The 22,474-nt window shown below is 71.5% G+C and carries 18 protein-coding genes; 9 read left to right on the top strand and 9 right to left on the bottom strand.

Features of this window, described 5'->3' with window-relative positions:
- Positions 1 to 56 precede the first annotated feature (56 nt).
- Positions 57 to 2,495, top strand: a complete 2,439-nt coding sequence (locus AB5J56_RS11705) for a beta-galactosidase (protein ID WP_369232631.1) — start codon at positions 57 to 59, stop codon at positions 2,493 to 2,495.
- A 97-nt stretch (positions 2,496 to 2,592) separates the two neighbouring features.
- The gene (locus tag AB5J56_RS11700) at positions 2,593 to 3,687 is read left to right on the top strand and encodes a LacI family DNA-binding transcriptional regulator (RefSeq protein ID WP_369242503.1); all 1,095 of its coding nucleotides are present in this window, start codon (positions 2,593 to 2,595) and stop codon (positions 3,685 to 3,687) included.
- 242 nt (positions 3,688 to 3,929) lie between these two features.
- On the opposite strand, the gene AB5J56_RS11695 is transcribed toward AB5J56_RS11700, so the two are convergent.
- Both AB5J56_RS11695 and AB5J56_RS11690 read right to left on the bottom strand, forming a co-directional pair.
- Positions 3,930 to 5,375, bottom strand: a complete 1,446-nt coding sequence (locus tag AB5J56_RS11695; RefSeq protein ID WP_369232630.1) for a sensor histidine kinase — start codon at positions 5,373 to 5,375, stop codon at positions 3,930 to 3,932.
- On the bottom strand, positions 5,372 to 6,061 hold the full coding sequence (locus tag AB5J56_RS11690) for a response regulator transcription factor (protein WP_369232629.1): 690 nt from the start codon (positions 6,059 to 6,061) through the stop codon (positions 5,372 to 5,374). The genes AB5J56_RS11695 and AB5J56_RS11690 overlap by 4 nt, the downstream gene beginning before the upstream one ends.
- A gap of 151 nt (positions 6,062 to 6,212) precedes the next feature.
- Here AB5J56_RS11690 and AB5J56_RS11685 point away from each other — a divergent pair, with 151 nt between their 5' ends.
- The 4 genes from AB5J56_RS11685 (at position 6,213) to AB5J56_RS11670 (ending at position 9,515) form a co-directional block, all read left to right on the top strand.
- Positions 6,213 to 7,550 (top strand): ferric reductase-like transmembrane domain-containing protein, encoded by a 1,338-nt coding sequence (locus tag AB5J56_RS11685; RefSeq protein WP_369232628.1) that lies wholly within the window; start codon positions 6,213 to 6,215, stop codon positions 7,548 to 7,550.
- 10 nt (positions 7,551 to 7,560) lie between these two features.
- Positions 7,561 to 8,262, top strand: a complete 702-nt coding sequence (locus AB5J56_RS11680) for an FMN-binding protein (RefSeq protein WP_369232627.1) — start codon at positions 7,561 to 7,563, stop codon at positions 8,260 to 8,262.
- A gap of 1 nt (position 8,263) precedes the next feature.
- On the top strand, positions 8,264 to 9,013 hold the full coding sequence (locus AB5J56_RS11675; protein WP_369232626.1) for an FAD:protein FMN transferase: 750 nt from the start codon (positions 8,264 to 8,266) through the stop codon (positions 9,011 to 9,013).
- A 73-nt stretch (positions 9,014 to 9,086) separates the two neighbouring features.
- Positions 9,087 to 9,515, top strand: a complete 429-nt coding sequence (locus AB5J56_RS11670) for a DUF6086 family protein (RefSeq protein ID WP_369232625.1) — start codon at positions 9,087 to 9,089, stop codon at positions 9,513 to 9,515.
- A gap of 8 nt (positions 9,516 to 9,523) precedes the next feature.
- Here the strand turns inward: AB5J56_RS11670 and AB5J56_RS11665 are convergent, their stop codons facing one another.
- The 4 genes from AB5J56_RS11665 to AB5J56_RS11650 form a co-directional block, all read right to left on the bottom strand.
- Positions 9,524 to 11,686 carry an ArnT family glycosyltransferase gene (locus tag AB5J56_RS11665; RefSeq protein WP_369232624.1) on the bottom strand — a complete coding sequence of 721 codons (2,163 nt, stop codon included), beginning with the start codon at positions 11,684 to 11,686 and terminating at the stop codon, positions 9,524 to 9,526.
- A 377-nt stretch (positions 11,687 to 12,063) separates the two neighbouring features.
- Positions 12,064 to 13,326 carry a cytochrome P450 gene (locus AB5J56_RS11660; protein ID WP_369232623.1) on the bottom strand — a complete coding sequence of 421 codons (1,263 nt, stop codon included), beginning with the start codon at positions 13,324 to 13,326 and terminating at the stop codon, positions 12,064 to 12,066.
- A 63-nt stretch (positions 13,327 to 13,389) separates the two neighbouring features.
- Positions 13,390 to 13,809: a DUF6114 domain-containing protein gene (locus AB5J56_RS11655; RefSeq protein WP_369232622.1), complete on the bottom strand. Its 420-nt coding sequence runs from the start codon at positions 13,807 to 13,809 to the stop codon at positions 13,390 to 13,392.
- Positions 13,809 to 14,519: a DUF6230 family protein gene (locus AB5J56_RS11650; protein WP_369232621.1), complete on the bottom strand. Its 711-nt coding sequence runs from the start codon at positions 14,517 to 14,519 to the stop codon at positions 13,809 to 13,811. The genes AB5J56_RS11655 and AB5J56_RS11650 overlap by 1 nt, the downstream gene beginning before the upstream one ends.
- A 561-nt stretch (positions 14,520 to 15,080) precedes the next feature.
- Between AB5J56_RS11650 and AB5J56_RS11645 the strand changes: the two genes are divergently transcribed.
- The gene (locus tag AB5J56_RS11645) at positions 15,081 to 15,740 is read left to right on the top strand and encodes a Tat pathway signal sequence domain protein (RefSeq protein ID WP_369232620.1); all 660 of its coding nucleotides are present in this window, start codon (positions 15,081 to 15,083) and stop codon (positions 15,738 to 15,740) included.
- A gap of 70 nt (positions 15,741 to 15,810) precedes the next feature.
- Here AB5J56_RS11645 and AB5J56_RS11640 read toward each other — a convergent pair whose 3' ends face one another.
- On the bottom strand, positions 15,811 to 16,776 hold the full coding sequence (locus AB5J56_RS11640; protein ID WP_369232619.1) for a lytic polysaccharide monooxygenase: 966 nt from the start codon (positions 16,774 to 16,776) through the stop codon (positions 15,811 to 15,813).
- A gap of 429 nt (positions 16,777 to 17,205) precedes the next feature.
- Between AB5J56_RS11640 and AB5J56_RS11635 the strand changes: the two genes are divergently transcribed.
- Positions 17,206 to 19,011: a S8 family serine peptidase gene (locus AB5J56_RS11635; RefSeq protein ID WP_369232618.1), complete on the top strand. Its 1,806-nt coding sequence runs from the start codon at positions 17,206 to 17,208 to the stop codon at positions 19,009 to 19,011.
- An 89-nt stretch (positions 19,012 to 19,100) separates the two neighbouring features.
- Positions 19,101 to 20,297 (top strand): damage-control phosphatase ARMT1 family protein, encoded by a 1,197-nt coding sequence (locus tag AB5J56_RS11630; protein WP_369232617.1) that lies wholly within the window; start codon positions 19,101 to 19,103, stop codon positions 20,295 to 20,297.
- On the opposite strand, the gene AB5J56_RS11625 is transcribed toward AB5J56_RS11630, so the two are convergent.
- Complete coding sequence (locus AB5J56_RS11625) at positions 20,269 to 21,531, bottom strand: cytochrome P450 (RefSeq protein ID WP_369232616.1); 1,263 nt, start codon at positions 21,529 to 21,531, stop codon at positions 20,269 to 20,271. The two genes, AB5J56_RS11630 and AB5J56_RS11625, sit on opposite strands and share 29 nt — an antisense overlap.
- The gene (locus tag AB5J56_RS11620; protein WP_369232615.1) at positions 21,528 to 22,406 is read right to left on the bottom strand and encodes an alpha/beta fold hydrolase; all 879 of its coding nucleotides are present in this window, start codon (positions 22,404 to 22,406) and stop codon (positions 21,528 to 21,530) included. Before AB5J56_RS11620 ends, AB5J56_RS11625 begins: the two co-directional genes overlap by 4 nt.
- Between the last annotated feature and the right edge of the window lie 68 nt (positions 22,407 to 22,474).

Below are 22,474 nucleotides of genomic sequence, written 5' to 3'. Positions count from 1 at the left end.
CCGTACGGCCCCGTCGAAGAATGCCCGCGTACGCCCCACCGAAGGGAAGACTCCGCATGTCCGCCCGGTCCCCGCACCGCCTGAAACTGCCCGCGCCCGCCGCACCCCCGCTGACCGGGCACCTCCCCTTCGCCGACGCCCCCGGTGTGCCCGACCCGATCGAGGTCACCAGCCGCTGGCTCACCCGTGGCGGCCGCCCCTGGTTCCCGGTCTCGGGGGAGTTCCACTACTCCCGCTACCCGGCCCGGGAGTGGGAGGAGGAGCTGCTCAAGATGAAGGCGGGCGGGGTGACGGCCGTCGCGAGTTACCTCATCTGGATCCACCACGAGGAGGTGGAGGGCCGGGTCCGCTTCGACGGCGACCGCGATCTGCGGCGCTTCGCCGAACTCTGCGCCCGCCACGGCCTCGACTTCATCCCCCGCATCGGCCCCTGGTCGCACGCGGAAGTACGCAACGGCGGCCTGCCCGACTGGCTGCTCGCCCGCGCCCGCACGCCCCGCACCGACGATCCCGCCTATCTGGAGCCGGTACGCCACTGGTTCGGGGCCATCGCGGAGCAGCTGCGCGGTCTCGACCGGGCGCACGGCGGCCCGGTCATCGCCATCCAGATCGAGAACGAGCTGTACGACCAGCCCGGCCATCTCCTCACCCTGAAGCGGATGGCGCAGGAGGCCGGGCTGAGCGCGCCGCTGTGGACATCGACGGCTTGGGGCGGGGTCCAACTCCCGCCCGACGAACTGCTTCCGCTGTACGGCGGCTACACCGAGGCGTTCTGGACCGAGGCGGACGGCGGCTGGCCCGACACCTGTCGCAAGCACTTCTTCTTCACCCATCAGCGCGACGACGAGGGCATCGGCGCCGATCTGCGTCCGACGACCGTGCGCGGCGGCGAACCGGACGCCTTCGCGGACCGATTCCCCTGGGCCACCTGCGAGTTGGGCGGCGGCATGGCCGTGGCCTACCACCGCCGCCCACGCGTCGAGCCCGACGACGTGGGCGCCCTCGGCCTCACCAAGATCGGCTGCGGCTCGGTGTGGCAGGGCTTCTACATGTTCCACGGCGGGACCAACCCCGCCGGTGAACTCTCCACGCTCCAGGAGTCCCACGCCACCGACTACCCGAACGACCTGCCCGTCCTGACGTACGACTTCCAGGCTCCGCTCGGCGAATACGGCCAGTACCGGGACTCCTACCACCGACTGCGCCTCCAGCACCTCCTGTTGGCCGACTTCGGGCACCTCCTCGCGCCCATGACGTCGGTGCTTCCCGAGCAGGGGCCCTCGGGGCAGCGGGACCGCGACACCCTGCGCTGGGCCGTGCGCGGCGACGGCGACCGCGGCTTCCTCTTCGTCAACAACCACCAGCCGCACGAGCAGTTGCCGGCCCACCCGGACACGTCCTTCACGGTGGAGTTCCCGGGCGCCGCCGCCCTGACCCTGCCCAGCACGCCGTTCACCGTCCCCGAAGGGGCCTACTTCTGCTGGCCGTTGCGCCTGGACATCGCGGGGCTGCGGCTCGACTGGGCCACCGCGCAGCCCGTGTGCACGGTCGACGACGAAGGCCGTACCGTCCTGGTGCTCGCCGCCACCGACGGCATCGCCCCCGAACTCGCCCTGGACGCCCGCACGGTGACCTCCGTCAAGGCGCCTTCGGGGGAGACCGCACTCGCCGGCGACCAGGTCCTCGTCACGGGGCTGCGCCCCGGCACCGACGCCCTCGTGGAGGTGCTGACGGCGGGCGGCGGACGGGTCGGCCTGCTGGTCCTGGACGCGGCGACGGCCCACACCGTCTACCGGGGTGCCGCCTGGGGAGCCGAACGGCTGGTGCTCAGCGGCGACGGCGTCGTCTTCGACCACGACGAGGTCCGGCTGCAGGGCCTTGCCGCGGAGCCCTCGTTCGCCGTGTTCCCCGCTCCGGAACGGGCGCCGGTGGTGGCGGGCGCGTCCGTGCGGGAGACCGCGGACGGTGTACTGACCCGGTACGCGGTGCAGGCCGTCGAGTCAGGCAGCCGAGGCACCGCCCCGCTCGTCACCCTGGTCCGAGCGGCCGGTCCGGCGCCCGAGCCCGTCACCGGCGTGCTGAACCGGGCGAGTGCGCCCGCCGACAAGTACTTCGAGACGGTGGCCGCCGAGTACCGCATCGACGTCGGTGACGTCGCCGACGTACTGCCGGACGGCTTTCCGGACGGTCTTCCGGACGGCCATCCCGTCCGACGGACGCTGCTGCGCATCCACTGGACCGGCGACGTGGCGCGCGCGTACGTCGGGGACACCCTCGTCGCCGACCAGTTCTTCTCGGGGCGGCCCTGGGACATCGGCCTCGACCGGCTGCCCGCCGAGGCCCTGCGCGAGCACGGGCTGCGGCTGCGGATCCTCCCGCTGCACGCCGATGCCCCGGTGTACGTACCCGAGGAGGCGGCCGCGGCGGCGGGCACGGCCGCGGTCGGGCATGCCGAACGGGTCACCACTCGCTGCTGGGCGGCCCGGGAGGGCTGAGGAGCCGGGCGGGGCCGGTCGGTCCCGCCCGGCCTATCCTGTGCAGCGGTGGCGGAACAGCAGCGGCCGCGGCAGCGGTGGTGAGGAAGCAGGCGTGATGACCCGAAGTGCCACCGGCGGCCCCGCACCCAAGGGGCGCAGCCGGCGCAACTTCGCGGGGGCGCGCCCCGTGATGGACGACGTGGCACGGCTGGCCGGTGTCTCCAAGCAGACCGTCTCCCGGGTGCTCAACGACAACCCCGCCGTCCGCCCCGAAACCCGCGAGACGGTGCTGGAGGCCATGCGCTCGCTCGGCTACCGCCCGAGCCGCAGCGCGCGTTCGCTGGCCAGCGGCCGGACCCGGATGCTCGGCGTGATCTCCTTCGACGCGGCGCGCTACGGGCCCGCCTCCATCCTGACCGCGATCAACACCGCCGCCCAGAAGGCCGGTTACCTGGTCAGCTCCATCGCCCTCGACTCGGCGGACCGGAACACGGTCGTGGACGCCGTGCACCGGCTGTCGGGCGAGGGCGCGGACGGTGTGATCGCCATCGCCCCGCAGAGTCGGGTGGGGCGTGCGCTGGCGGAGGCTCGTCTCGACAGTCCCGACACCCCGCTGGTGGTGCTGGAGAGCGACCTCGGGGACGGTACGCCGCTGGTGACCGCCGACTCCCGGGACGGCGCCCGCAAGGCGACCCGGCATCTGCTGGACCTCGGCCACGCCACCGTCTGGCACATCGCGGGCCCGACGGGCTGGATCTCCGCCGACCAGCGCACGGCCAGCTGGCGGGCCTGTCTGGAGGCGGCCGGTGCTGAGGTCCCCGAACCCCTCGTCGGCGACTGGAGCGCCGACTCCGGGTACGAGCTGGGCCGCCTGCTGGCCCGGCGCCCGGAGGTCACGGCCGTCTTCGCCTCCAACGACCAGATGGCACTCGGCGTGCTGCGCGCCTTCCACGAGGCCGGCCGCCAAGTCCCTGACGACGCAAGCGTGGTGGGCTACGACGACATCCCCGAGGCCGCCCATCTGCTGCCCCCGCTGACCACCGTCCGCACCGACTTCGCGGAGATCGGCACCCGCTCGCTGCGGCTGCTCCTCGACCGGATCGACGGCGGGATCGAGGGCGGGGCGGCTGCGCCGGAAGGCCAGTCCCTGGTCCCCGTCGAACTGGTCGTCCGGCACAGCACGGGACCGGCGCTGCGGCGCCCGCTCTGACGACTCTCAGCCACTGCCTTCCGGGCCCGGCTTCCGGCCGCGTACCGCCCACGCCCGAGCCGTGAGCGCGACGGAACCGTCCGGCAGCCGGGGGACGGAAGCGGCGAGCGCGTCCCGCAGCCGGTCGCGGTCGGCCGGGGCGGGCGCAGCCACATAGCCCGGCGCGGGGCCCTGCCCGGCGAGGAACGGCTCCCACAGGTTGGTGAAGTCGCCGAAGACAGTGCGTACGGCGAGCGGCCTCCTCAGCGCGATGCGGAGAGCGGGATCGCGACCGTGAAGACGGTCGCCCCCGGCGCGCTCGTCAGCTCAAGGGAGCCGCCGTGCGCCCGCACCAGCGACCGGGCGACCGCGAGGCCCAGGCCGCTGCCGCCGCGGTCGCGGCTGCGGGCCTTGTCGACGCGGTAGAAGCGGTCGAAGATCCGCTCCCGGTCGGCGGCGGGAACGCCGGGGCCCGCGTCGGCCACCCGCACCAGGGCCGTGCCGCCCGAGACGGCGACCTCGACGGACACCTCCGTTCCGGCCGGAGTGTGCACGGCCGCGTTGGTGAGCAGGTTGTCCAGCACCTGCCGGACACGCAGCGGGTCGAGGCGCAGCCGTACGGCGTCGGAGCGCGTCGTGACCGTCAGCGGATGTCCCGGGTGGCCCGCGCGGAAGGCGTCCGCCGCCTGGCGCACCAGCTCCACCAGGTCGGTGTCCTCCCACCGCAGCGGCGTCTCCACCTCGGCGGCGTCGAGGCGGGCGAGCAGCAGCAGGTCGTCCAGCAGGACGCCCATCCGGGCGGCCTCGGCACGCAGCCGGGCCAGGTGCTTGTCCCGCTCCTCGGGCGCGTTGGCGGCCGCGTACTGGAAGAGGTCCGCGTAACCCCGTACGGACATCAAGGGGGTACGCAGTTCGTGCGAGGCGTCGGCGACGAACCGGCGCAGCCGCTGCTCGGCCTCCGCGCGGACGGCGAGCGAGTCGTCGATGTGCTCCAGCATGGTGTTGAACGCGGTGCGCAGCTCCTCGACCTCCGGGCCGCCCCCCGGGCCGTCGGCGCGCAGCGGCAGCCGCGCCGCCGACTCGGTGAGGTTGTGCGAGGTGATGCCGTGGGCGGTGTGCGCCATGTCGCTCAGCGGTTTCAGGCCGCGTCGCAGCAGTCGCCGGCCTGCCAGGACCAGCGCCAGCAGGGCGAGCCCGAAGGCGACCACCTGGACGGTGATCAGCCGCCGTACCGTGTCGTCGATGTCGTCCATCGGCGCCCCGCTGACCAGCACCACACCGGACTCGACCTCACAGGCGCGCAGCCGGTACTCGCCCACGCCCGGGAGGTTCGCGGTGCGCAGCACCTCGGTGTCCGCGCCGATCTGCGCCTTGGCCACGGAGGTGAGGTCGGCGACGTCCTTGGGCAGGTCGGTAGGTTCCTCGGGCTTGCGGAGCACGGGGGTGCCGTTCGTCACGTCGTACACGGCGTAGTACCAGCCCCAGTACTTCTTGCCCGCGAGCGTGCCGGTGTCCGCGATGCTCTTGGACTGGGCGACCTGGGCGAGCCCGAGCTGGTCGTTGAGCTGGTTCGACAGATAGTCCCGCATGTAGGTCGTCAGGGCCGTGCCGACGACCGCGAACACCACCAGCGCCAGCGCCCCGAGCCCCAGCGCCAGCCGGGTGCCGAGCCGCAGCCTGCCGTACGCCCCTCGCAGCCGGCCGATCACTCGGCGGCCTGGCGGATGACGTACCCGAACCCGCGCACGGTGTGGATCAGCGGCTCGCCCGTGTCCTCCAGCTTGCGGCGCAGTCGGCTGACGACCAGCTCCACGACGTTGGAGCGCCCCCCGAAGCCGTACTCCCAGACGTGATCGAGGATCTGCGCCTTGGTGAGCACGGTCGGCGACTTGCGCATCAGATAGCGCAGCACCTCGTACTCGGTCGGGGTGAGGGTGAGCAGCTTCTCGCCGCGCCGTACCTCGCGGGTGTCCTCGTCCATCGTCAGGTCCGCGACCCGCAGCACGGACCGCTGGAAGGCGGGCCCGGAGCTGCGCCGCAGCACGGTCCGCAGCCGGGCCATCAGCTCCTCCACGGCGAACGGCTTGACCAGGTAGTCGTCGCCGCCGCGGGTCAGGCCCGCGACCCGGTCGGCGACGCCGTCGCGGGCGGTCAGGAACACCACCGGCACCATCGTCCCGGAACGGCGCAGCCCGTCGAGAACGCCGAAGCCGTCGATGTCGGGCAGCATCAGGTCGAGCACCACGATGTCCGGATGGAACTCGGCGGCCCGGCGCAGCGCCTCGTCGCCGGAGTACGCGGTGACCGCCTCCCAGCCTTCGTAGCGGGCGACCGTCGCGACCAGGTCGGCGATGGGCGGGTCGTCGTCCACGACGAGGAGTCGTACTTTTTCCACCTGCTCATAGTGCTTCACGCGGCCCGTGGGACCAGCGGCGGGCGCCCCTCGGAACCACATCGATAACTACTTGAAAGTCGCACGACAGGTAAACGACAGCTCCGACCGGACAAGCTCGGATACCCCGGACCCGATCAAGGAGCTGTCGCCCGTGACGACCGTCCAATCACCCCCTGCGCCCCCCACGGCGATACGCCCCAGGGTGGTGGCCCGCACGGGCCTGTACGCCGTGCTGGCCGCGAACGTGGCCGTCGTGACCTTCTTCTTCACCCAGGCCGGCTTCGCCTCCAACGCCCTGATCGTGATCGGGCGGCTGGCCGGACTCTACGGCGCCCTGTTCATGGCCTTCCAACTGCTGCTGGTCGCCCGGCTGCCGTGGCTCGACCGCCGCATCGGCATGGACCGGCTGACCAACTGGCACCGTTGGACCGGCTTCGGCATCCTGTGGACGCTGCTGACGCACGTCGTGTTCATCAGCTTCGGCTACGCCGACGGGACCGACGTGGGCCCGATCGGCGAGATCGTCGACCTCGCGCAGACCACCGAGGGCGTGCTCCGCGCGATCGTCGCGCTGGGCATCATCATCGTGGTCGGCGCCGTCTCCGGCCGCTACGCCCGGCGCCGACTCGCCTACGAGACCTGGCACTTCATCCACCTGTACACGTACGTCGCCGTGGTCCTGGCGTTCACGCACCAGGTCGCGGTCGGTACGACGTTCACCGCGTCGTCCGCCGCCACGACGTACTGGTACGCGCTGTGGAGCGTGGCCCTCGGCGCGGTGTTCCTGGGCCGTCTCGTCCTGCCGCTCTGGCGGAACCTGCGCCACCAGCTGCGTGTCTCCGCGGTCGTCCACGAGGCCGACAACGTCGTGTCGATCTACATGACGGGCCGCGACCTGGACCGGATGCCCGCGCAGGCCGGCCAGTTCTTCCTGTGGCGGTTCCTGACCCGGGACCGCTGGTGGCAGGCCAACCCCTTCTCGCTGTCCGCCGCCCCCGACGGCCGCACCCTGCGCCTCACCGCCAAGACCGCCGGCGACGGCACCGCCGCCCTGCGGCACGTGAAGGTCGGCACGCGCGTCTTCGCCGAGGGCCCCTACGGCGCCTTCACCACCCTGCACCGCACGAAGCCGCAGGCCCTGCTCATCGCGGGCGGCGTGGGCGTCACCCCGATCCGCGCCCTGCTGGAGGACCTGGAGGGCCACGCGGTCGTCATCTACCGGGTCGCCACGGAACGCGACGCCGTCCTCTACGACGAACTGCGCGCACTCGCCCTCTCCAAGGGCGCGGAACTGCACCTGGTCACCGGCCCGCCCGTCCCCGACAAGCTGGCGCCGCGCGAACTGTCCCGGCTGGTCCCGGACATCGGCGACCGCGACGTCTTCCTGTGCGGGCCGCCGCCCATGATGAACGCGGTGCTGCGCACCCTGGGCGACCTGGGCGTACCCAAACCGCAGATCCATTTCGAGCGTTTCAGCCTGGCGGGATGAGAGAGACACCGTGAAGCGAGCCATACCTGTCCTGGTCCTGAGCATCGCGGGCCTGATCCCCGTCTGGCGCTACGAGGCGTCGACGTCCACCACGTCCACCACGTCCACCGCGGCGCCCACCCCGACCCCTTCTTCGTCCTCGTCGTCCTCGTCCGGCACCGTCGTCAAGGGGACGACGATCAAGACCGAGAAAGGCCCCGTGCAGGTCGAGGTGACCTTCGACGGGGACAAGATCAGCGCGGTGCGGATGTTGCAGCAGCCGAATCATCCGCAGACGACGGCCGCGGTGCCGAAGCTGGTCGTGGAGACGCTGAAGGCGCAGAGTGCGGACATCGACGCGGTGTCCGGCGCGACGATCACGAGCGACGCGTACAAGGAGTCCCTGCAGGCCGCGATCGACGCGAACGACTCCGATACGACGTCGTCTCCCTCGGCGTCAGCTTCCACGGCTTCGCAGACCGTGGCCGGTTCGACGGTCGACACCTCCAAGGGCGCCGTGCAGGTCGAGGTGACGTTCGCGGGCGACAAGATCAGCTCCGTGCGGATGCTGCAGCAGCCGAATCATCCGCAGACGACGGCCGCGGTGCCGAAGCTGGTCGCGGAGACGTTGAAGGCGCAGAGTGCGGACATCGACGCGGTGTCCGGCGCGACGATCACGAGCGACGGTTACAAGGAGTCCCTCCAGGCCGCCCTCGACGCGAAGGGCGCCTGACATGCGGCGCGTCGAGCACGTGATGGGGTTCCCGGTGTCGCTCAGGATCGACGACGAGGGGTTCCCGGAGGCGGCGGTGGACGACATGTTCGCCTGGCTGCGCGAGGTCGACGCGCGCTTCAGCCCGTTCAAGCCCGACAGCGAGGTGTCCCGGCTGGACCGGGGCGAGCTGTCGGTCGAGGACCTGAGCCCGGAGCTGCGGGAGGTTCTCGACCTGTGCGAGGACTACCGGGTCGCGACCGGCGGCGCCTTCGACGTACGCCTGCCGGGCCGCGGCCTCGACCCCTGCGCGGTGGTGAAGGGCTGGTCGGTGCAGCGGGGCGCCGAGCTGCTCACGGCGGCCGGCGCACGGAGGTTCTGCCTGAACGCCGGGGGCGACGTGGTCGTCTCCGGCGGACCCTGGCGGGTGGGCGTACGGCACCCCGAACACGCCGACCAGCTCTGTACGGTCCTGGAGCTCACCGACGGCGCGGTCGCGACGTCCGCCCGCTACGAACGCGGCGACCACATCATCGACGGCCGCACCGGCCACCCGGCAACCGGCCTCCTCAGCCTCACCGTCGTGGCCCCGACCCTCACGGAGGCGGACTCCACGGCGACGGCGGCGTTCGCGATGGGCCCGGAGGGTGTGGAGTGGGCCGCCGAGCTGGCCGGCTGCGAGGTGTTCGCGGTGGACGCGGAGCGGGGGGTGCTGCGTACGCCGGGGTTTCCTGCGGCGGGGGCGGACGCGGTGCCGGTGGGGGCTGCGTGAAGGATGGTTCTGTCGGGTCCGGTGGTCCCCTCAGGAGCAATGGTCCCACCGTGACCGGTGGGACCATTCAGCCATGAGCCAGTACTACGACCTCGGCGACCGGACTCTCTGGAACCCGTCCAACGGTGCCTCGCGGCTGTTCCTGCACCAAGTAGCCGTCTACGAGGCCGAGTTGGGGCTGCCGTCCGGCGTCGGCCCGATGGAGAACGACGAGTCCGCCGTCGAGGCCGCCACCTTCCGGACCTTCGCCAACGCCCTCCTGACATGGCATCGCGCCACGACCCACGGCGTCATGGCCGCCCTGTCCGAGGGTTTCGTCGCCACGGTGCTGGTCCTCGCGGAGCGGGCGGACATCGAGTTGGACTGGCCGACGAGCGACCCCACCACGAGCCGTGAGCGCAAGGACGTCCAGGTGCCCGCACCTCCGGCCCCCGACGCGGACGCATGGGCGGCGGCGCTGCGGGCCAGGGTGCGGGAGCTGGGTCGGTTCATGGCGCGCTGACGCGCGGCTCAGTCGACGTCGGAGGCGTCCAGGCGGTACAGACCGCTGCTGCTCGACGTGGATGACGTGGCCGACGTGGCCGACGTGGAGGATGCGGTCGACGTCGTCGAACTCGACGTGTATGCCGAGGACTTGACGGCCGTGCCGTGCTTCTCGACCCAGGTGGTGATGTCGGAGTTCGTGCCCTGGCCGCCGTCGGTGCTGACCATGATGTAGTGCAGCTTGCCGGACTTGACCAGGGTCTTGAGCTTGGCGAGCGTCATGGCGTTGTCGCTGCCGGACCAGCCGCCCATGGAGATCACCGGCTGACCGGACTCCAGGATGATCGAGGACGCGGTCTGGTCGGTAGCCACCGCCACCAGCCAGGTGGCGCCGTCCTGGTGCTTCTTGAGGTACGTGATCATGTCGGAGGTCACTGTGGTGCCACCGCCGCCCATGCCGCCGTCACCGCCCATGCCGGTTCGGCTGCCGGAGTTTTCGGCGCCGCCGGACTCCGTACCGCTGGATTGCTTACTGTCCGACGGCGGGTTCCCCGTCGGAGCCGAACCGCTTGGTTTCGTACCGGACTTGGCGCCGCCGGGTGCCGAGCCCGTACCGCCGCCCATGCCGCCGCCGCCCATGCCGCCCCCGGTGTTCGGACCAGCCGTCGGGTTCGTGCCGTTGCTGCTCGTTCCGGTGGCCGCCGAGGCCGAGTACGCGGCGGGACCGGCCAGGAGGGCGACGACTGCGGCCAGCGCGGCGACGCCGAGCAGTCGCTGCCGCTTGGTGAAGCGGCCGATGAGGAGTCCGAGCACCGAGGCCGCGCCGGCGACGCCGACCACGATCTCGGCGACGGTGTACAGGGTTCCGGAGCCGGAGACCCGCTGGAGCAGGACGACCGCCCAGAGCGCGCTGCCCGCGATTGCCGTCGGCAGCACCCAGCCCCACTTGGCCGCCGAACCCTCACGGAACGCCTTGTACAGGGCCACGCCGCCCGCACCGGCCAGGGCCGCGATGCCGGGGGCCATGGCGGTGACGTAGTACGGGTGGAAGGTGCCTTCGGCGAGGGCGAAGGTCAGGTAGTGCAGGACGAACCAGCCGCCCCACAGCAGCAGCGCGGCGCGCCTGGCGTCGGTGCGAGGCGCCCGGCCGCGCAGGATCAGTCCGCCGACGAGGGCGACGGCGGCGAACGGGATGAGCCAGGAGATCTGGCCGCCCATGATCTCGTTGAACATCCGGTAGATGCCCGAACTGCCGCCGAAACTCGCCCCGTTGCCCGCCGAACCCACCGACGACTCGGCGCCGAAGATGCGGCCGAAGCCGTTGTAGCCGATGACGAGGTCCCAGACCGTGTTGTCGGTCGAGCCGCCGATGTAGGGGCGGGAGGAGGCGGGGATCAGGTCGACGATCACCATCCACCAGGCGCTGGAGACGACCAGTGCGACGGTGGCGAGGGCGAGGTTGCGGATCCGCCTGCCCAGCGGGGCGTTCGCGGCCCAGAGGTAGACGAGGAAGAACGCGGGCAGGACGACGTACGCCTGCATCATCTTGGTGTTGAACGCGAAGCCGATCGCGATCGCCGACCAGAGCAGCGGCATCAGACGGCCGTTCCGGACGGCCTTCAGAAGGCCCGTCGCGCCCAGCAGCATCAGGAGGACGAGGACCGGGTCGGGGTTGGTGTCGCGCGTGATGGCGACCGTGATGGGGGTCAGAGTGAGGGTGAGCGCGGCGATCGTCGCCGCCACCGGGCCGAAGTCACGCTTCACCAGGCGGTGCAGCAGAGCCACGGAGCCGACGCCCACGGCGACCATCGGCAGCGTCAACTGCCAGGCTCCGTAACCGAATACGCGAGCCGACAGGCCCATCACCCAGAGCGCGAACGGCGGTTTGTCGACGGTGATGAAGCTGCCGGAGTCCAGGGCGCCGAAGAAGAACGCCTTCCAGCTCTTGGTGCCGGAGTAGACGGCCGCGTTGTAGAAGGTGTTGCCGGTGATCGAGGAGAGGTTCCAGGCGTACAGGGCCGTGGCCAGGACGAGGATCGCCCACAGGGCGGGGCGGGCCCAGCGAGGGTCCTCGGGAGCGCCGGTGAACAGCCGCCGGGCACGGGAGGCGAGGCCTCCGTCGGCGGGCGGGGCGGCCCGGTGCGAATGCCGGTCCCCCTCGGTGCGGGGCGGTGGCGCGAGGGTCGTCATGACGCGTACTCCAGGTATTCCGAGCGGGAAGAGGCGTTCGCGTCGGCTCGCGCCCGGGTGGGCGGGACCTCGGCGGTCTTACGGGCGGTCGGCACCTGAGGGGTACTGGTCCGGCGCGCTCATGACAGTGACGATCGGGGCCGCGTCTGGGGCGACGGTGAGGCTTCACTGAGCGACGGATGAGAATCAGGGAACTCACAGCTTGCCCACAGCGGGGGCACGGCGGATCACAACCAGGCGCCGTGGAAGGCTCGTTGAGAGGGGCGGTGAGCGGCGCGGTGTATCAAGCGGTGCCGTTCACCGGTGCCGTTCAATCGGCTCCAGGCACGCCTGAGCGCCCGGCACGATCGTGCCGGGCGCTCAGGCGCGGTGGTGGATCAGGAGAGGCGCACGGGAAGGGACCGGTGGCCGTTGGAGATGAAGGAGTCCACGGCGACCAACTCGTCGGACGGCACCGCTAGCTGAAGATCGGGAAAGCGGTCGAAGAGGGCCGGCAGGGCGATGCCTGCCTCCAGGCGGCCCAGCGGGGCGCCGAGGCAGCGGTGCACGCCGTAGCCGAAGGCGAGGTGCTCCTTGTCGGCGCGGGTGACGTCGAAGCGGTCGGCGTCAGGCCCGTACCGTTCCGCGGCGCGCCCGGCGGCGGCGTAGGCGGCCAGGAGGGCGTCTCCCTTGGTGATCGACAGCCCCTCCGGTCCGCCGAGGGCGCCGAGGTCGAGGTCCTCGACGGCGTAGCGCAGCGGCAGGCTGGCGACGGGTGCGTCCTGACGCAGCGACTCCTCGACCACGTCGTCCCACGACGCGCGGCCCGCCCGTACGTGCGCGAGCTGCTCGGGGTGGGTGAGGAGGGCGTGGACGGCGTTGTCGATGAGGTTGACCGTGGTCTCGTGCCCGGCGCTGACCATCAGCACCAGTGTGTCGATCAGTTCCTGCTCGGTCAGATGGGTCCGGCCCTCGTCGTCGCGGGCCGTGAGGAGACTTGAGGTCAGGTCGTCCCCCGGCGACTCCCGCTTGACGGCGACGAGTTCGGTCAGGATGCCGTGCAACATCTCGAAGGCCGCGGTCATCTCACCCGGATCGGCCGAGGTGTTGAAGAGGCGGTCCACCAACTGCCGCATCTCCACGCCCCGTTCCTCGGGCAGGCCGAACAGCTCGCTGATCACCTGGATCGGCAGCGGGTAGCAGTACTCCTCCCGCAGGTCGACCGTGGCCCCGTGCCGCCCGGCCTCCCCGACGCGGTCGAGGAGATCCTTGGTGATCTGCTCGATGCGCGGCTGGAGGGCGGCGGTGCGGCGGGCGGTGAACGCCTTGGAGACCAGGATGCGCAGCCGCCTGTGGTCGCCGCCGTACGCGGTGAACATGTTCTGCACGGCGACCCAGGTGAACAGCGGCCAGTCGGGGGTGATCTCCCCGTTGATGAAGGCCGGCCAGTGCTGCCGCGGGTCCTTGGACACCCTGGGGTCGGTGAGGAGCCGTTTGAGCAGGTCGGGGTCGCTGACCGCCCAGGCTTCCACGCCGCCGGGCAGCGTGACGCGGGTGACCGGTCCCCTCGCGCGGATCCGGGCGGCCTCGCCATGGATGTCACGGCCGGTCGGGTCTATCTCTATGGGGCTCGGGCTCGTTAAGGGGCTCGGGTTTCCCATCTGGGGCGCCTCCCTGGCACTCGGACGTGGACGTCCTTCGTCACGTCCCTGCAGCACGCCACGTTACGCCGCCGCCCGGCGGTCGCGGCGGCGGCGCAGCATGCCGTACCGCGGCTGCTGGTTCGGCAGCCAGCCGAAGGCCAGGCAGCAGCCGGTGACTCCGAGGAGGAGGCCGATGAAGAAGCCGCCGAGGTTGGAGGTGATCCAGGTGCCCAGTGTGACGAGGACGCCGACCAGGGAGTAGAAGAGCCGTTGGGTGGGATTGAAGAGGATCAGCAGGCCGCAGAGCAGCATCACGACGGGGAGGAGGTAGCCGGTCAGCGCCAGCGCACCGCTGTGCAGGATGACCTTCAGCGACGCCTTCTCGGTGAGCAGGACCTCCGCCCCGCCCAGGGTGAGCAGCAGCCCGCCCCAGAAGGGGCGGTTCGCGCGCCACCGCCGGAAGCCGGACCTCACGGACCGCGGACTCGGGGCGGAAGCCATCAGCAACCCTGGTCGCTGAAGCGGAGCTTGAGGCCCGGAAGCTTGAACACCGCCGCTGTGGTGGCGTAGTTGGTCTGCCGCAGGTTGGCGATGCGGACGGTGTCGGACTGCTGGCTGAAGACGCCCTTGGGGCCCTGAACGCCGGCCTTGTCGAGTGTGCTCGCGTCGTTGCCGATCTCGATGTTGTTGAACGACGCGTCACCCGACAGCTCTGTCGAGTCGGTGGTCAGGTTGGTCGCCTGCACCTTGTCCGAGCCGCTGCCCGCGGTGATCACCAGGTTCGTGCCGCCGAGGTCGACGCTCTGGCACAGCTTGGTGAGCGTCGCGTTCTTGATCGCGGAGGTGACGATCAGGACCTGCCCGCCGGTGTCACCGGCGTTCGGGCTGCCCTCGGCCATGTTGTCGAGGCCGCCGAACTGCTCGAAGCCCGTGCCGTTGAGCTCCGTCGCGGTGACCGTGAACGGCATGCCGGAGATCGCGAACTGCACACCCAGGGCTCCCTGGGCGGTCAGGATCATCAACCCCGCGGCGATCGCGGTGGCAGGCACCGCCATCACCGCGGCGCGGCGCAGGCGGACCCGCCCACGTCTCTCGGAGCCGATCTCCGTCTCCGGCAGTGCGACACCGGGACCGTGGTCAGGCTGTGCGAGGCCGGAACCGCTTTCCGGCTGTTCGGGGGTGGACGCCGAGGCGTCCGAGGACGAGGCCATGTGTGCTCCCTGGGCATAGTCAATGCAGGTGAGGCGTAAGGCACGTTGTCCTGGCGCGGACAGCGGCTGCGGCGCACGTCGCCCCGAACCTCCCGGCGGGTGCAAGGGCTTTCTCGTTACGCCGCAGTAACCGACGTGGAAGTTACCCGGGGTTACATCCAAGGGTCAAGAGACTTGTGGGAAAGGGATGTTGATTGTGTGTCACCCGTGAAGGAGGCCTCGGTCCCGCACGGCCCTGACCTCCAACTTCCCTTACCTGCCTTGACGTTGAGTGTTTTACGGGTCTACAACTCTCCCTTGTTTCCCCGGATCCGTGGCGCCGGATCCGTTGTCGCAGCCCGCTCTTCGCGGTGCGGCAGTTTCCTTCCCGGGCCCCATGCCGTCCTGAGGCATGCGCGCAGCGCTCCACAACCACCCCCCACCGCGGCACCGGCACGGTCGCCTTCCCCCCTGGGGCCGTGCCCGGTCGCCCGGCTGTCGCTGTCGGCCCGTGGCGTACGGAGAAGACGTCGCGGGCCGACGGCGGCCACCCGCACTCCCCATCGGAGAAGAGGCACCCCCATGCGTACTCGATCCCTCCTTGCCCTCGCCGGCGCAGCCGTCGCGCTCTCGCTGTCCGCGGCCGTCCCCGCATCCGCCGACGACATCCCGGTGCTCACCACCGGCAGCGCCGGCGGAACCCCCGTCGCCACCGGCGACGTGCTCAACGCCTCGCTGGCGAGCGGCACCGCGGCCACGCTCTACTCCAGCGCCACCGGCACGAGCGGCGTCTCCTGTGCCTCGTCGGCCTTCACCGCCACCGTCACCGACAACCCGGCGGCGCCGGGCGCCGCCACCGAGTCCCTGACCGCGCACACCTTCGGGGACTGCACCGCCAACGTCGTCGGCGTGCTCGGCGTCACCAGCATCACGGTCGACAATGTGCCGTACACGACGACCGTGGCCTCCGACGGCACCGTCACCGTGACCCCGGCGGCCGGCTCCGTCATCCAGACCACGGTCAAGCTGCGCACTCTGCTGGGCAGCATCAGCTGCGTCTATCAGGCGCCCAGCCTCTCCGGCACGGCGAGCAACGCCGACAACAGCATCGCCTTCGCCGCCCAGCACTTCACCAAGACCTCGGGCTCGTCGCTGTGCTTCAGCAACGGCTACTTCACCGCGAAGTACGCCCCGGTCGCCGACACCGGCCAGTCGGGCAGCCCGGCGGTCTTCGTCAACTGACCGCTGCGGCCGTGGAGTTCACATGACCGCTACGGCCGCGAGGTTCAACTGACCGCTACGATCGCGGATTTCACCTGGGCCGACGGACTCGCCGTCGGCCCAGCGCGACCGCCACGCCCGTGGTGACGATCAGCGCCGCCGCCGCGGCCCCCGCGAGCAGGGACACCCGAGGGCTGTTGTCCGGGCTGCTGGCGGCGGCCGGGAGCGGATCGTCGGACGACGCCGGTGCGGCGCCGGACGCGGGCGCGGTGGCGCCGGACCCGGCGGCGGAGGATGCGGTGGCAGCGCTCGGCTCAGGGGCGGCCGAGGTCGTGGCGGGCGCGGGGGAGCCGGCACCGCCCGTCCCGGACCCTGCCTTCTGATTGCCTGTCTTCGCGGCCCCGGCCCCGCTCGTCGCGGCGCCCGGGAAGACCACGTCCGAGCAGGAGTAGTACGTGTCCGATGTGCTGGTGTTCTGCCAGATCGTGTAGAGCATCTGGCGGCCGGTCCGGTCGGACGGGAGCTTCGCCCTGATCCGGTAGGCGCCGTTCACCAGAGCCGGATCGGTGGCGGTCGCAAACGGCTTCGACGGCAGGTCGGACCATGTAAGGGGCCGCGTCGGGTCGTAGCCGGGCTTCGTCAGATACAGCTTGAAGGTGCCCGTGTGCGGGATCGTCGAGCTGTACGCGAGCGTGAACGCCGCGCCGGGCGTCAGCCGCGTGGCGGGATAGTCGGCGCGGGCGAGGTCGAGGCCCTTGTACGCGGGCAGACCCCCGCTGCACAGCTTGCCGTCGGGGATCACCTGGCGGTCCCGGCCGCCCACATCGGCGACCCGGAGGTTGTCCCAGGCCGTGAACGGGGTGCCGTTCGCGGCGATCGCGGCCCCGCAGGCCGCGGTCTTCGCCCGGTCGCCGCCCTCCGGGGAACAGGCGAACACCCGGCTGACCGGATCCGTCGGCGCGCCGTGCGCCTGGGCCGGCACCGCGGCCCACGTCGTCAGCAGGAGCGGGGCCGCCATGGCGGCGGCGGTCGCGCCGGCCCTGCGATGTGCGGTCATCCGGGGGACTCCTCGGGCGGTGGGGTGGGGGGTGGCATCGAGGAGTACGGGAATCCTGTGCCGTGCGTTCAGACGCGAGCCCTGGCCCGTCAGACCTTTTCCAAGGGGGCAAAAGGGGTCGAAGGCGGTCAACTGGGCCCCGGATAGGGTCTCTTCTCGGCCAGATCGAGGGTTTCCCCTGTATCCCTCTTACCTGGCCTTTGCCTATCGTTCGAGCACAGCTGACCCACAGGTAACCCCTGGAAAGGTCGCTCGCGCATGGCCGGCCGCCGCGCAGCTCTCTGTCTCGACCCGTCGTCCGACCTCTGTTTTGACCTCTCGTCCTGACCTCTCGTCTTCACCCCCCGCCGCTTCGACGACGAAGCGATCAGACCGCTGCTCCGCGCCCGCCCTGCCCGGACGGAGCAGGCCAGGGAAAGGCCAAGCCCCTTGCGTACGTCCCCCTCCCGCTCCGCCGGACGGAAGCTGATATCCGTCGCCGCGCTGTCGGTCACCCTGATGGCCGGAATGGCCACCACGGTCGCCGTCGCCCAGACCCCCGCCGACGGTACCGACGCCTCCACCGCGCAGCCGGCCGCCGCGCCGGCCCCCGCCGAGCGCCTGATCGTCGGCTACAAGGCCGGTGCCGCCGAGGCCAAGTCCAACAAGGCCGCCGACGCCGACGCCGCGGCCAAGGGCAAGGAAGCGGGCGAGGACCTCGACTTCACGCGCCGCCTCGGTACGGGCGCCGCGCTCGTCGACCTCGGTGACAGGCTCAGCACCGCGGACGTCGCCGACGTCATCTCCGAGTACCGGGCCGACCCGCAGGTCGCCTATGTCGTACCGGACCGCCTCAACAAGCCGCAGGCTGACCCGAACGACACCGAGTACAGCAAGCAGTGGGACCTCTTCGAGGCCACCGCCGGCATGCGTGTGCCGGGTGCCTGGGCCACTTCGACCGGCAGCGGCGTGACCGTCGCCGTCATCGACACGGGATACGTCACGCACTCCGACGTCGCCGCGAACATCGTCGGCGGCTACGACTTCATCTCCGACACCGCGGTCTCGGTCGACGGCGACGGACGCGACAGCAACCCGGCCGACCCGGGCGACTACTACGCGGCGAACGAGTGCGGCGCCAACATCCCCGCCAGCGACTCCTCCTGGCACGGCACGCACGTCGCGGGCACCATCGCCGCCGTCACCAACAACAACAAGGGTGTCGCGGGCATCGCGTACAACGCGAAGATCTCCCCGCTGCGCGTCCTCGGCAAGTGCGGCGGCTACGACTCCGACATCATCGACGCCATCACCTGGGCGTCCGGCGGTTCGGTCTCCGGCGTCCCCGCCAACACCAACGTCGCCAAGGTCATCAACATGAGCCTGGGCGGTGACGGCGCCTGCTCCTCCGCGACGCAGAGCGCCATCACGGCCGCCGTGAACCGCGGCACCACGGTTGTCGTCGCGGCCGGCAACGACAACGACAACGTCTCCAACCACTCGCCGGGCAACTGCAACAACGTCATCTCGGTCGGCGCCACCGGCCGTACCGGCGCCAAGGCCTCGTACTCCAACTACGGTTCCCTCGTGGACATCTCCGCCCCCGGCGGCGAGATGAACACCGGCACCGCCAACGGCATCCTCTCCACGCTCAACTCCGGTACGAAGACGCCGTCCACGGAGTCGTACGAGTACTACCAGGGCACCAGCATGGCCACCCCGCACATCGCGGGCCTGGTCGCGCTGATGAAGTCGGCGAACTCCGCGCTGACACCGGCCCAGGTCGAGTCGGCCATCAAGACCAACGCCCGTCCCCTGCCCGGCAGTTGCTCGGGTGGCTGTGGCGCCGGTCTGGCAGACGCCACCAAGACGGTGCAGGCGGTGAGCACCTCCGGTGGCACCACGACCGGCACCACCTTCAGCAGCACCTCGGCCGCGTCCATCCCGGACGCGGGCTCGGCCATCACGTCGCCGATCACCGTCAGCGGCATCAGCGGCAACGCGCCCTCGACCCTCAAGGCCGCCGTCGACATCACCCACACCTACCGCGGTGACCTGGTGATCGACCTGGTCGCCCCGGACGGCTCGACCTACCGTCTGAAGGCCTCCAGCACCTCGGACTCCGCGGACAACGTGAACACCACCTACACGGTCGACGCCTCCAGCGAGGTGGCGAACGGCACCTGGAAGCTCCGCGTCCAGGACGTGGCCGCGCAGGACACGGGCACGCTGAACAGCTGGAAGCTCACCTTCTGAGCAGCTCAGCGGGCCTTTACGGGGGGAGGGGCCGGTCGGCACGCGTGTGCCGGTCGGCCCCTTCGGCCGTGCCGGGTACGGTGAGCCGCATGCCCCAACCCGCCCTCTCGCCCGAACCCGCCGACGCCCCCGTGATCCTCAGCAACGAGCCGGGTTCGTTCCCCTGGAGCGTGCTGGCCGAGCGGCATCCGGCGCTCATCCGGAAGGTCCAGGGCGCCTTCCCGTACGGCCCCGAGCAGCACCGCGCCCTCGACGCCCTGCTGAAGAACGGTGCCGAGGGCGTCATCGAACCGCTCGGCCGGGCGGCGGCGGACCGGGCGCAGTGGGACACCTGGGGGCAAGGTCGCTTCGGCCGCTCCTGGTTCGACGTTCCCTTCCTCTGGTCCGAGAGCTACTTCTACCGCCAACTCCTCGAAGCCGTCGGGTACTTCGCCCCCGGCCCGTGGAACGGCATCGACCCGTTCCGCCCCTTCAAGCTCGCGGAACTGGACACCCCCGAGGCGGACGAGGAACTCGCCGCCCTCGACGCGCTGGCGGACCGGCCCGTCGAGGAACAGGGGAAGGCGCTGCTGCACGGCGCGCTGTGGGGCAACCGCGCCGACCTCGGCTTCAGCCTCGCGGGCCCCGGCGCCGGCGCGGTCACCGAGCAACTCGTCGCGGACGACAGCGCGTTGCTGTGGCCGCTGTTCATGGGCGGCACCGTCTGTCTGGTCGCGGACAACGCCGGACGTGAACTCATCCCCGACCTGCTCCTCATCGACCACCTCCTGCGCCACCGCCACGCCGAGCGCGCCGTGCTGCACGTGAAGCCGTACCCCTACTACGTCTCCGACGCCACGACCGCCGACGTCGTCGACGCCCTTCGCCGCCTGACCGCCGCGCAGGGCGCTGCCGCGGAGGCCGGCCACCGACTCTGGTCCGCGATGACCGAGGGCCGCCTCACGGTGCGGGCCCACCCCTTCTCCTGCGCCCCGCTGCCGTACGCCGACATCCCGGACGACCTGCGCCGCGAGTTCGCCGAGGCCGACGTCACCGTCATGAAGGGCGACCTGAACTACCGCCGCCTCGTCGGCGACCGCCTTCGCCCGCCCACCACGCCCTTCGCGTCGACCACGGCGTACTTCCCGGGCCCGGTCGCCGCCCTGCGCACCCTCAAGTCCGACGTCATCGTCGGCCTCGACGCGCACACAGAGGCGGCGCTCGTCGCCGCGGAGGACCAGCGCTGGCGGGTGAGCGGCACCCATGCGCTGATCCAGGTCAAGTCACCTGGAGCGGCAGCGACTTGAGTCCGTTGATGAAGTTGGAGACCAGCCGGCGGGGAGGCCCGGCGGTGCGCAGCGACGGCAGCGCGCCGAGCGCCTCCTCGTAGAGCACCCGCAGCTGCAGGCGGGCGAAGTGCGCGCCCAGGCAGATATGCGGGCCGTCCCCGAAGGAGACGTGCGGGTTCGGCGCCCGGGAGAGGTCGAGCCGGTGCGGGCCGGCGAAGACACGCTCGTCGTGGTTGGCCGAGGCGTGGAAGACGACCACCTTGTCGCCCGCGCGGATCGGCTGCCCGGCCAGCTCGGTGTCCGCGGCCGCGGTCCGGCGGAAGGTGAGGACCGGCGGGTGGCATCGCAGCAACTCATCGACGGCGGTGTCGAGTTGCACCTTGCCGTCGCGCAACCGTTGGTACTCGTCCGGGTGTTCGGCGAGAGCCAGCAGGCCGCCGGGTGCCGCGCTGCGTACGGTGTCATTGCCCGCGACCGTGAGCAGGAAGAAGAACATCTCCAGCTCGGCCGGGGCGAGTTCGGGGTCGCCCGCGAGCGTGGTCAGCACGTCGTCGCCGGGGCGCATCCGCTTGTAGACGGCCAGCTGCTGGGCGTACGCGAACATGTCCCGCAGCATGGCCGGGGAGCGCGGATTGACCGGCCTGCCGTCCGTGTCCAGGACCGGCCGGCCCGCCTCGTCGGGATCCTGGTAGCCGATGACGCGCTGCGTCCAGTGCAGCAGCAGCTCCCGGTCGCGCGCCGGTACTCCGAGCAGGTCCGAGAGGTTGAGCAGGGCGTAGTCGTCGGTGACCGCGGCGACCAGGTCGCAGGTGCCGTCGCCCGCGCGGGCCTCGGCCACGGCCTTCGCCAGCAGGGTGCGGGCCCGCTCCCGCACGACCGACTCGAACCGCTCGATGCGGCGCGGGGTGAAGGCGCGGCTGACCGCACGCCTCAACCGGCCGTGATGCGGCGGATCCTGATTGAGCATCATGCGACGGATGAACGGCAGGTCGCCCGGGTCCGGATCGCGGATCTGGGTCGCCCCGGCATACGAGGAGTACGTCGCCGGGTCCTTCAGCACCCGGACGACGTCCGCGTGCCGGGTCACCGCCCAGAACCCGGGACCCGCGGGCCAGCCCAGCACCTCGGGTTCCTCCTGCCAGGCCACGGGATGGTGGTCGCGCAGGGTGCGGTAGGCGGCATGGGGCACCCCGTCGGCGTACCGCCGCGGATCGAAGACATCCGGGACGGGCGCGATCTCCCGCACGCTCATGCGACCCCGCCCTCGGCCGTCCCGACCGCTGCCGCACCGTCCGCCGCACCGTCCGCCGCACCGTCCGCCGCACCGTCCGCCGCACCGTCCGCCGCACCGTCCGCCGCGCCGTCCGCGCGCAGGAAGTCCTCCACGGTGCGGATCAGTTCGAGCGGGGTCTCGTCCATGGCGTAGTGCCCGGCGGCGGGCAGCTCGCGCAGTTCGGCGCGCGGATACCAGCGCATCCAGGTCTCCCGCATCAGGTCGGCCGACAGGGCCGGGTCCAGCGCCCCCGTCACGGCGAGCGCGGGCACCCTCGCGCCCTCGGCCTCGGCGTGGAAGTCCTCCCCGGCCCAGGAGTCCAGCCAGGCACGGAACGCCTTGGCGTCGCTGAGCGCGAGCGAGCGCTCCACCATCCGGTCGAGCCAGGCGGCCGGGCGCAGGCCGCCGGTGGTGAGGTCGATGATGGCGCGCCGGTTCTCCGGCCGGTGCGCCGCGTCCGCGAAGAGCTGCCACTGATCGTCGGGCATCGACAGTCCGGACGCGGGCACCGGCGAGACCCCGGCGATCCGGCGCAGCCGCTCCGGGGCGAGGGCGAGCAGGCGCTGCGCGACGGCCCCGCCCATCGAGTGGCCGACAACCGAGAACCGCTCCCAGCCCAGCCGGTCGGCCAGCTCGACCAGATCGGCGGCCGCCTCCGCGGTCGTGTACGCGCCGACGGCGTCCTTGGCCTCGCCGTAGCCGCGCAGATCGACGAGCGCGTACGTGAAGCTGTCGCGGTCCAGATCCGGCAGCACCGCCGTGTAGGCGGACCGGTCGGCGAACCAGCCGTGCACGGCGATCACCTTGTGGGTGCCGGAGCCGTGTGTGTCATGAGGGAGCACGAAGGACGTCATACGACCACGGTGACCCGGCCGGTGGAGTGCGGCAAGGGTGCGCGAGGGCACGACGGAATCCTGCGCAC

Source organism: Streptomyces sp. R21 (assembly GCF_041051975.1).
Taxonomy (GTDB): Bacteria; Actinomycetota; Actinomycetes; order Streptomycetales; family Streptomycetaceae; genus Streptomyces.
Note: the sequence above shows the minus strand (reverse complement) of the source record. Positions and strands in the feature narration are given on the sequence as shown.